At 66.6% G+C, this 7,647-nt stretch carries 8 protein-coding genes; 5 read left to right on the forward strand and 3 right to left on the reverse strand.

From position 1 onward, the window contains the following. The first annotated feature begins 180 nt into the window (after positions 1–180). The 3 genes from ACFFJD_RS08415 (at position 181) to ACFFJD_RS08425 (ending at position 3,371) form a co-directional block, all read left to right on the forward strand. A complete protein-coding gene (locus tag ACFFJD_RS08415; RefSeq protein WP_382363060.1) occupies positions 181–984 on the forward strand; it encodes a hypothetical protein in 804 nt (267 codons plus the stop codon). A 314-nt stretch (positions 985–1,298) separates the two neighbouring features. Further along, a complete protein-coding gene (locus ACFFJD_RS08420; RefSeq protein WP_382363062.1) occupies positions 1,299–2,624 on the forward strand; it encodes an ATP-dependent DNA ligase in 1,326 nt (441 codons plus the stop codon). 336 nt (positions 2,625–2,960) lie between these two features. Beyond that, a complete protein-coding gene (locus tag ACFFJD_RS08425) occupies positions 2,961–3,371 on the forward strand; it encodes a hypothetical protein (RefSeq protein WP_382363064.1) in 411 nt (136 codons plus the stop codon). Between the two features lie 145 nt (positions 3,372–3,516). Here ACFFJD_RS08425 and ACFFJD_RS08430 read toward each other — a convergent pair whose 3' ends face one another. Then, positions 3,517–4,011: a hypothetical protein gene (locus tag ACFFJD_RS08430; protein ID WP_382363066.1), complete on the reverse strand. Its 495-nt coding sequence runs from the start codon at positions 4,009–4,011 to the stop codon at positions 3,517–3,519. A gap of 322 nt (positions 4,012–4,333) precedes the next feature. Here ACFFJD_RS08430 and ACFFJD_RS08435 point away from each other — a divergent pair, with 322 nt between their 5' ends. Together ACFFJD_RS08435 and ACFFJD_RS08440 are read left to right on the forward strand one after the other, a co-directional pair. Continuing rightward, positions 4,334–4,738 (forward strand): TA system antitoxin ParD family protein, encoded by a 405-nt coding sequence (locus tag ACFFJD_RS08435; RefSeq protein WP_382363068.1) that lies wholly within the window; start codon positions 4,334–4,336, stop codon positions 4,736–4,738. Then, positions 4,735–5,316, forward strand: a complete 582-nt coding sequence (locus ACFFJD_RS08440; RefSeq protein WP_382363070.1) for an ATPase — start codon at positions 4,735–4,737, stop codon at positions 5,314–5,316. Before ACFFJD_RS08435 ends, ACFFJD_RS08440 begins: the two co-directional genes overlap by 4 nt. A gap of 54 nt (positions 5,317–5,370) precedes the next feature. On the opposite strand, the gene ACFFJD_RS08445 is transcribed toward ACFFJD_RS08440, so the two are convergent. Together ACFFJD_RS08445 and ACFFJD_RS08450 are read right to left on the reverse strand one after the other, a co-directional pair. After that, complete coding sequence (locus tag ACFFJD_RS08445; protein ID WP_382363072.1) at positions 5,371–6,393, reverse strand: GAF domain-containing protein; 1,023 nt, start codon at positions 6,391–6,393, stop codon at positions 5,371–5,373. Between the two features lie 61 nt (positions 6,394–6,454). Beyond that, on the reverse strand, positions 6,455–7,546 hold the full coding sequence (locus ACFFJD_RS08450) for a cytochrome P450 (RefSeq protein WP_382363074.1): 1,092 nt from the start codon (positions 7,544–7,546) through the stop codon (positions 6,455–6,457). Between the last annotated feature and the right edge of the window lie 101 nt (positions 7,547–7,647).

Genomic DNA, 7,647 nt, shown 5'->3' on the forward strand with positions numbered 1-7,647 from the left:
GCGGCGGTGACTCTCGGCGATCAACGGCAGGTTCGCCCCGCCGACGCGCGTCCGCCGGCACCGTTCCTGCCTGGCGGGTCGGACAGTTGGGTGGCCGCCGCCCTGCTCTCGGTTGCCGCCATCGGCGGGAAGATCGTGGCCGTAGTGTGGCGCCAACTCCGATGCGACAAGGGGCCACGCATGTGCCTTTCTGCCAGTGAACCCGGCGGGCCGCGCCGCTGCTCAACGCACGCCTACAACCGGCTGCGGGCGGCCGAGCTGGCGCACCTCGACGCCGAAGGTGACCTGCGGATCGCTGAAGCGACCCGCGCGGACCTGCTTGCCGTCAACGCTTCCCGCGACGCCTCCGACCTCGTGTCCCACGCCCAGACGCGTTTCGATCAGACAGCCGCGGCCGCTGAGGAGGCCCGCGACGCCCACTACGCCACACCCGAGGGTCTCGGGGTCGCTGCCGCCGACCTGGAAGAGACTGTCGCGCGCACCGAATGGGAGATCAGGCATGGGCGTCGAACCGATCAAGTCACCGACCCGGCGAAGGCTCCGGAGGTGCGCACCGCCATGCGGAGGCTGGCGGCCGCAGAGCAGCAGCTGGCCGACGAGGCCGCGGCCCGTGAGCGGACAGCGGCGGCCAGCACGCGACGCCGTCGTGGACGCACCGCTCCTGCCGTGGCGGTGCCGGTGCGCCGCGGTGCCCGACCGGGATCAGATCTGGCCCGAGCGTTCAGGGTGACCGGGGTGTACCGCACCACCGCTGACGGTGCCACCACGATGACGATCTCGCGTCGGCGTACTCCGACGGCGGCGTTGGAGAAGGTGCAGGTTCCGGTGGCTACGTCTGCCCCGACGGTGGCCGACGGTCTCGCCGCAGCCCGCCATGCGGTGCAGCACAACCCGGATGGGGACTTGGCGAAGAAGGTGGCCCGGTTCTTCGACAGAAGCGAACTGCGACTGCTCACCGACGAGCGCCCGGACGGGAACCCGTGACCGGCTGAGGCCGGCCGATCACCGCACCACGTACAGCTGGCGGGGCGCCCGCGTTCGACAGGCGCCCGCCCCGCCGTGGACAGTGCCTACCTGCCCTTGCCGGCGGGTCAGCCCGCAGCCGTAGTGGTGGCCGACAGCTGCCGTAACGTCACCTCACCTTGTTCGAGGATTCGACCGCGGGTTGAGTGCCCGAGCGTGCGCGCCCCTTCACGCACAGACCACTAAAGCTGCTGTTAGGCAGTGATTTGCCGCTCCGAGTCTGCGCCGGTGGGGACTCTGGTCCTGCCAATGCACCTCTTGGAAAGGACAAGACGATGACAGCAACCATTCACATCCGCGAAGCGAGCCTCGTTGACCCGCGTGCAGGTAGCGACAAGTTCTATCGGGTGTTCGTGATCGGAAACCGCTGGGTGGCCCAGTACGGACGCAACGGCAGCCTGGGCACCTTCACCAAACTCGTTGACGCCGCCGACCACGAGATCGCCGGTAAGGCCGCCGACGCCAAGCTCGCGTCGAAGGTGAAGAAGGGCTATCAGCTGACCCGGTCCGGGACGGTGACCGTCCCAGCGTTCGGCGACGACCTGACCGTGCTCGACCAGGCCGCCGACGCCCTCCCCGACAGTGACAGCAGCACCCCCACCCAACCCGGAACCGTGGCAGCGGTCACCGAACTGGATGCCCCGGCGCGCGACGACCAGACCGCAGCGGTGCGCGCAGCACTGTCCGCCGCCGGTGCGACGTTCACTGCGACCATCCCCACGGACGTCAACCCACCACTTCCGGTGCGCCCCATGCTGGCCAGCGTGCAGCCCGAACCGATGGTGTCGGAGGCCCTGACTTCCGGGGACTGGCTGGCCCAGTACAAGTACGACGGGGACCGTGTCGCCGTCGAGGTGACTGGCGGGCAGATTCGTGTCCTGAACCGGCAGGGGCAAGCCAAGACCCGCAATGTCGGCCAGTCGCACCTGGCCGCGTTCACGGCCCTGCGCTCGGGGCGTTGGGTGTTCGACGGAGAAATCGTCGGACGCACCCTGGTGTTGTTCGATCTGGCCGCCGCCACCGACGGGCACTCCACGTGGGTGCGCGAGCACACCCCGTTCACTAGCCGCTACCAGGCGTTGACGGTGATCGCGCAAGCACTGGGTATCCCGGCCGCAGGTGCCGCAGCCAGTACCGCCCCGGTCGTTCTCGCGCCACTCGCGCAGACCGAGACGACCAAGGCCGACTTCCTTCACACCGCGCACTCTGAGCAACGCGAAGGCCTGATCCTGCGGCACCGGAACGGCGCATACGAGGCGGGCCGTCGATCGACGACCCTGGTCAAGCACAAGTTCTTGAAGGACGCCGACTGCTTCGTGTTGGCCGTCCACCCAGTCAAGGAGTCCGTCGATCTGGCCGTCCACGACGGGCAAGGCCAGCCGGTGCAGGTCGGGTCAGCGTCCACCATCGGCAAGGGCAGCCGTGCCGGTGCCGACGGCATTCACGTCGGGCAGGTGTGGTCGGTGACCTTCCTGTACGTCACCGACCCGGCCCATCCTCGGATGGTGCAGCCGCGCCTGATCGCCGCCCGCACCGACAAGCACGCCGCTGAATGCGATCTGTCGCAGTTCGCCGACGCAGGCACCAACAAGATCGTCTGACCCACACACGCGCGCCCTGGGCTGCTGAGGTGATCCCCCGCAGCCCAGGGCGACGGCGCTCGAACGCACCGCAGTGCTGACGGACGGACACCCGGTCGGCAGGATGATGCCGGACAGTGTTTCCGCAACCGGATCAGCTGCTGCTAATTCGCTGGTGGAGGCTAGTTCAGGCCCAGCATTCGGTTGCCGGCGCTGTCGGCGTGGTTGTGGGCGACGTTGATTCAAGTGTCGAGTTGTTCACTCGATGAAGCGATCGTCGGGGGAGTCTGGGGGTGGGACGATTATGGTGACGCGGCCAGCCGGATCGGTTGCCCGTTCGGCGAGGAGGAGCGACTAATGAGTATCAAGTCCGCGGTGTATGACGGTCGGACAGCGTTGGTGCGCGTCGACGCGGGCGGTGAGCGGATCGAGGGGTGGGCGCACCAGCTCTCCGAGTCTGTGCGGGCGTTGAATCATCTCACCCGCGACCAGTCCGTTCCGGCGCCCGAGGTGTACGAGCTGCTGGGTGATCTGGCGTTGGCCGCGAACATGCTTCCCCAGTTGATGGCGCAGCTGGCGGCCGGGTTGGCTGGCAGCCTTGAGGACTACGACGTGTACGACTCGGCAAGGGACCCGCAGGTGTCGGTGTCGACGGCGCGCGAGCACTTGGAGGCGGCGGCGGTGTGCGCGGCGCATGTCGGTGACGCACTCGATAGGGCGCAGGCCGCGATCGCCGACCAGGGCTACACCGTTCCCCCGAACAGATGACAGGTGCCCACGCAGTCCTGTCGGTCGAACAGACGACAGTTGCCCGCGGCAGGTGTCCCCCAAACGGATGAATGTCCGGGAGTTTGCGTGGCCCGCACTCCGGTGACTGCCGGCCGGTCGCCGGCACCGCAGGCACGCGCCCCAACTACCCGGTGCGCACCAAGAACTGGCCGCCGAGAATGCTGACCGGGTTGCGCTTACGGGGACCCCACACCTGCAGAGTGGGCACGGTTCCTTCCCTCCGGTCCTGACGGTAGTGGACTTGGAAACGCACATTGTCGTGCTGCCGCCAACCGGTGCCGCCCACGTAGAAGCCGTAGTTCACTACGGTGCCCCGGTACATGCGGCCCTCGACCAGGCCACTGTCGGTGAGGCGACAACCACCGTTGTTGACGAATTCGGCGACCTGCACGTCCAGTTCGTCGAGACTCTTGAGGTTTTGCAGCAGGTAGATCGCGGTGTCCTCCGATTCACTGCCCGCAATCCCGTCGATCCGGCCCTTGAACGAGTCGTTGTACGGATACGCTCCGCCGCCGACGATTCCGGCGTGCACCTGCAAGAACTGGTCCATGAACGGGCGCACCTGCTCATGATCGCCGTAGTTGCGGTTCCAGACGAACAGCTTTTCCGTCGTGGCCATGAAGTCCTCCATTGCTCGAATGCGTACGGCCACAGACTGCCCACCGGGCCGGAAAGCGAGCGGCATCCACGGGCGCCGCAGACAACCACCAACTCATGGCCGGCCACACCGGTGACCTGCTGGTTCGTCGAGGACCCCGGCAGCCGGACTGTCGGACAGCACACCCTCGGCTGCCGCCAGCAGAACCTCGGAACCAGATTGGGGCCGCGTTGCTTCGCCGACGAGGATCAGGGGCCTCGGCCCTTGACGCTGGTGGACGCGCAACGATCCCCACACCCGGTAGACTGTAAACAGTCTGTATACGCACACATGGAGGCTGGCGATGACCACCGCAGGACGCATGACCCGAGTGTCACCCGATCTGTACGCCGACGCCGAACGCGTCGTCGACAGCACCCACCGCTCCATCCGCCAACAGCTCGAACACTGGACGCGGGTGGGCCGCAACATGGATACCTTCGCCGGACGTGGCCTCCGCCGCGTCCACGCCGCGCTGGAAGGCCGCCTTCCCTCCGAACAGTTGACCGCCGACGAATCGGCACTGTTCGACGCCGAAGTCGATGCCCGGATCGAGGAACTGCTGCCGGTCACCGACATGTCGGCCACCACGGCGGGGCCGATGATGCAGGGCCTGGCCACGCAGACCGCCGACGGCCAGGAATCCCTGGTCTACTCGCTGCCAGACGGGCGCACCGTCACCGTCACCGTCACCGGCCAGGCGCGGTGAGCAATCCTCGACTAGACCTGGTGGTTGGCTGCAACGGTGCAGGAAAGACAACGCTGATCCGCACGCTCCTCACTCACGCAATCCCCGGCTCAGCGCTGGTCAACGCCGATGACATCGCCGCAGCACGCTACCCCGACAACGCTGCCGCCATGGCCTACGAGGCTGCGCAGATCGCCGACATCATGCGCCAGCAACTCATCGCCGCGAAAGTCTCGTTCATCGCCGAAACCGTGTTCTCGCATCCGTCAAAACTGGACCTCATCGGCAGCGCGCACGCAGCTGGCTTCCGCGTGTTCCTGCACGTGGTCACCATCCCCGAAGACCTGGCGGTAAGCCGCGTCGCACGCCGAGTCACCCAAGGCGGGCACAGCGTCCCCGAAGACAAGGTCCGCGGCCGCTACCAGCGCGTCTGGGGGCACGCCGCCCGAGCGATCGCACTCGCCGACGGCGCCTACATCTACAACAATGAGGACTCGACCATGAGCCGGGTCGCCGTATTCGATCAAGGGCAGCTGATCCGCTCCGGGAAGATCCCGGAATGGCTACCAGCCGACCTGCGACGCCTCCTGAACGACTGATCGGCCACCTCTCGGCGGTCGACGGCGCGGGCGGGCGGAAGCGGACAGTGCTGGCTACTCCTCGAAGGCTGCGGTCATCACGCACAGGTAGTTTTCGGCCTGCGGGTACTTCGTCAACGTCACCGGCAAAGTCCGCCACTGGCCGGCGCTGGTCCTGATCCGCACCGACACAACCTGCACAGCCTCCCCCTCCAGGAGCTCGCTGTGGGCGGCCAGCAACGCGTCCAGGTCATCGCGATGAATGAGGCTCCGCGAATCGTTGTACGGGCCCTCCCCTGACCAGTACGCCATCCACGGTGGAGGCGGGGTCACCCAGTACACCACCGTCGGCATGCTGCGGTCCCGGTCGGCGCGGAACGCAATGATCGCCACACTATGCCCGGCAGGGGTCGCCGACTGCAGTCGAGCTACCGTCGCCGGATCCATCGTCGGCTGCTCCCACGCAGTGATGTCCAAGCCGGTCGCGGCGACGGTGTCGCCGTAGCGGCGGACAGCGATCTGCAGGTTGATCAGCCGTTGGTCGTCGTGAAGCAACGTCACCTTGCTCAGCAAGGGCTGACCGGCCTCGGCGGTGTCCTTGGAGCACAGGTCCACCACGCGCGGCAGGTCCGGGAATCGGACGACCCTGTTGAAGAACTGGTCGGTGCGGCTGACCTTGCCGTATCTGCTCAGGTCTGAGGCCCGCAACATGAAGGTGTCCTGACTGTTGAACACCTGCCCGCTCCACAACATCCCCGCGGAACGGGGCCGCGGTTCCGGTTCTTCCCCCGGCGCCCCAATCCACAGCAGGAGGCCGCGCACCACGTTCGTAGGGTCCACCACCTGGTGGACGATCGCTGCCAGCGGTCCGCGATGGCCTTCGATGACTGTGTCGAACAACGGTTCAGCTTCGCGTTCGTGGAAGGGCGGCGGTTCGATCGCCCTCGCGGCGGCGACCAGCTGGGACACGACCGTCGAATCGAATCCGTCTTTGCGGGAAACCTGCGCCAGGGACACCCATTCACGTGCCTGGCCGTCTTTCCAGACAATCGAGGGCGGTCGCTCCGGGTCAATACACTCGATCAGCTGCCAGCCCACTCCTCAGATGTTACCGGCGACATCTATTGGACTGTTCGAGGGATCAACGGGGACAAGCAAGTCAGGTGCGCACCGCGGTGACCGAGCAGTGGTAGGGCGTTGGCCGCAGCGTTCCCCGCTCGAGCATGTCCGGGTCGGTGACCGAGGCCGACACTTCCAGGTCGAGGTCGTAGGCGCTGACAATCCGTGAGATCAGCAGCGCCGACTCCTGCATGGCGAACGCACGCCCAATGCACGATCGGGGGCCTGTCCCGAAGGGCACGAAGAACCTGTCCGGGTAGCGACGCAGCTCCTTCGCATCCAAGCGGCCCGGATCGAACGTGCCCGCGTCGGGCCCCCACGCCTGCCGGTCCCGTTGAGCGGCCAGGACATGCACGAAAACGCTGTGACCCGCCGGAATGTTGTAGCCGCCAAGCTGCTGATCGGTGCGTGAGACCCGGAAGTATCCGGGCACTGGCGGCCACAAACGCAGGGACTCGTTCAGTACTCGGCGGGTCACGCGCATACCCGCCACCCCGTCGTAGCCGAAGCCGCGTTCGGTGGCCTCAGCACGAATCTGCGCCACCAGCTGCCGGTCCCTAGCCAGGTACCACAGCGTCGTCTCCAACAAGGCTGCTGTGGTTTCGTGCCCGGCAACAAGGAAGGTCAGTACCTGGTCACGAATGTTCTCGTGCGGCAACGCTTCGCCGGTCTCGGGGTCGGTGGCCGCGAGCATCAACGCCAGCAGGTCGTTGTTGTCACTGGCTTCGCTGCCATCGGCGCGGTCGGCGACAATCTGGTCGACGTACTGCCGGGCCCGCTGCAATCCGCCTTCCAGTCGGCGGCGCTGAATAGCGCCGCGGACATGCCCAAGCCCGGGGATGTCGTTCGACGACTCCGACGCCCAGGACAGCACTCCATTCAGGGTGTCGATCAGGTCCGTGACCTGCGGGTCCGATGATTCGGAGAACAATCCCAGGTTGCGGGAAAACCCTGCCCTGGCAATGACTTCCAGCGTCGCATTCGTCATCAGCTGGTGAATATCGACGCGGCCATGTTCGGGGAAGGACGCCAGCATGTCGTCCGCCACCGACTGCATAGCCTGGTGGTAGGTGCGTAGCGCTGCCTGCGTGAACCCTGGATCCAGGATGCGGCGCGCACGCCCCCACAGCAGTAGTGCCCCATAGAGTGGTGTAGCCCGGTGACCGGGACCATGACGAGCAGCGTGTCGTTGCTCGGAGCGGGAGCGGTCACCGTGTGATCCTTCGAGGAATC

Source organism: Gordonia phosphorivorans (assembly GCF_042432625.1).
Lineage (GTDB): Bacteria > Actinomycetota > Actinomycetes > Mycobacteriales > Mycobacteriaceae > Gordonia > Gordonia phosphorivorans.

Excerpts from the sequence above, each read along its gene's own strand:
- ACFFJD_RS08425 (WP_382363064.1), top strand. The coding sequence starts at position 2,961 with ATGAGTATCAAGTCCGCGGTGTATGACGGTCGGACAGCGTTGGTGCGC.
- ACFFJD_RS08435 (WP_382363068.1), top strand. The coding sequence starts at position 4,334 with ATGACCACCGCAGGACGCATGACCCGAGTGTCACCCGATCTGTACGCC.
- ACFFJD_RS08420 (WP_382363062.1), top strand. The coding sequence starts at position 1,299 with ATGACAGCAACCATTCACATCCGCGAAGCGAGCCTCGTTGACCCGCGT.
- ACFFJD_RS08415 (WP_382363060.1), top strand. The coding sequence starts at position 181 with ATGTGCCTTTCTGCCAGTGAACCCGGCGGGCCGCGCCGCTGCTCAACG.
- ACFFJD_RS08430 (WP_382363066.1), bottom strand. The coding sequence starts at position 4,011 with ATGGCCACGACGGAAAAGCTGTTCGTCTGGAACCGCAACTACGGCGAT.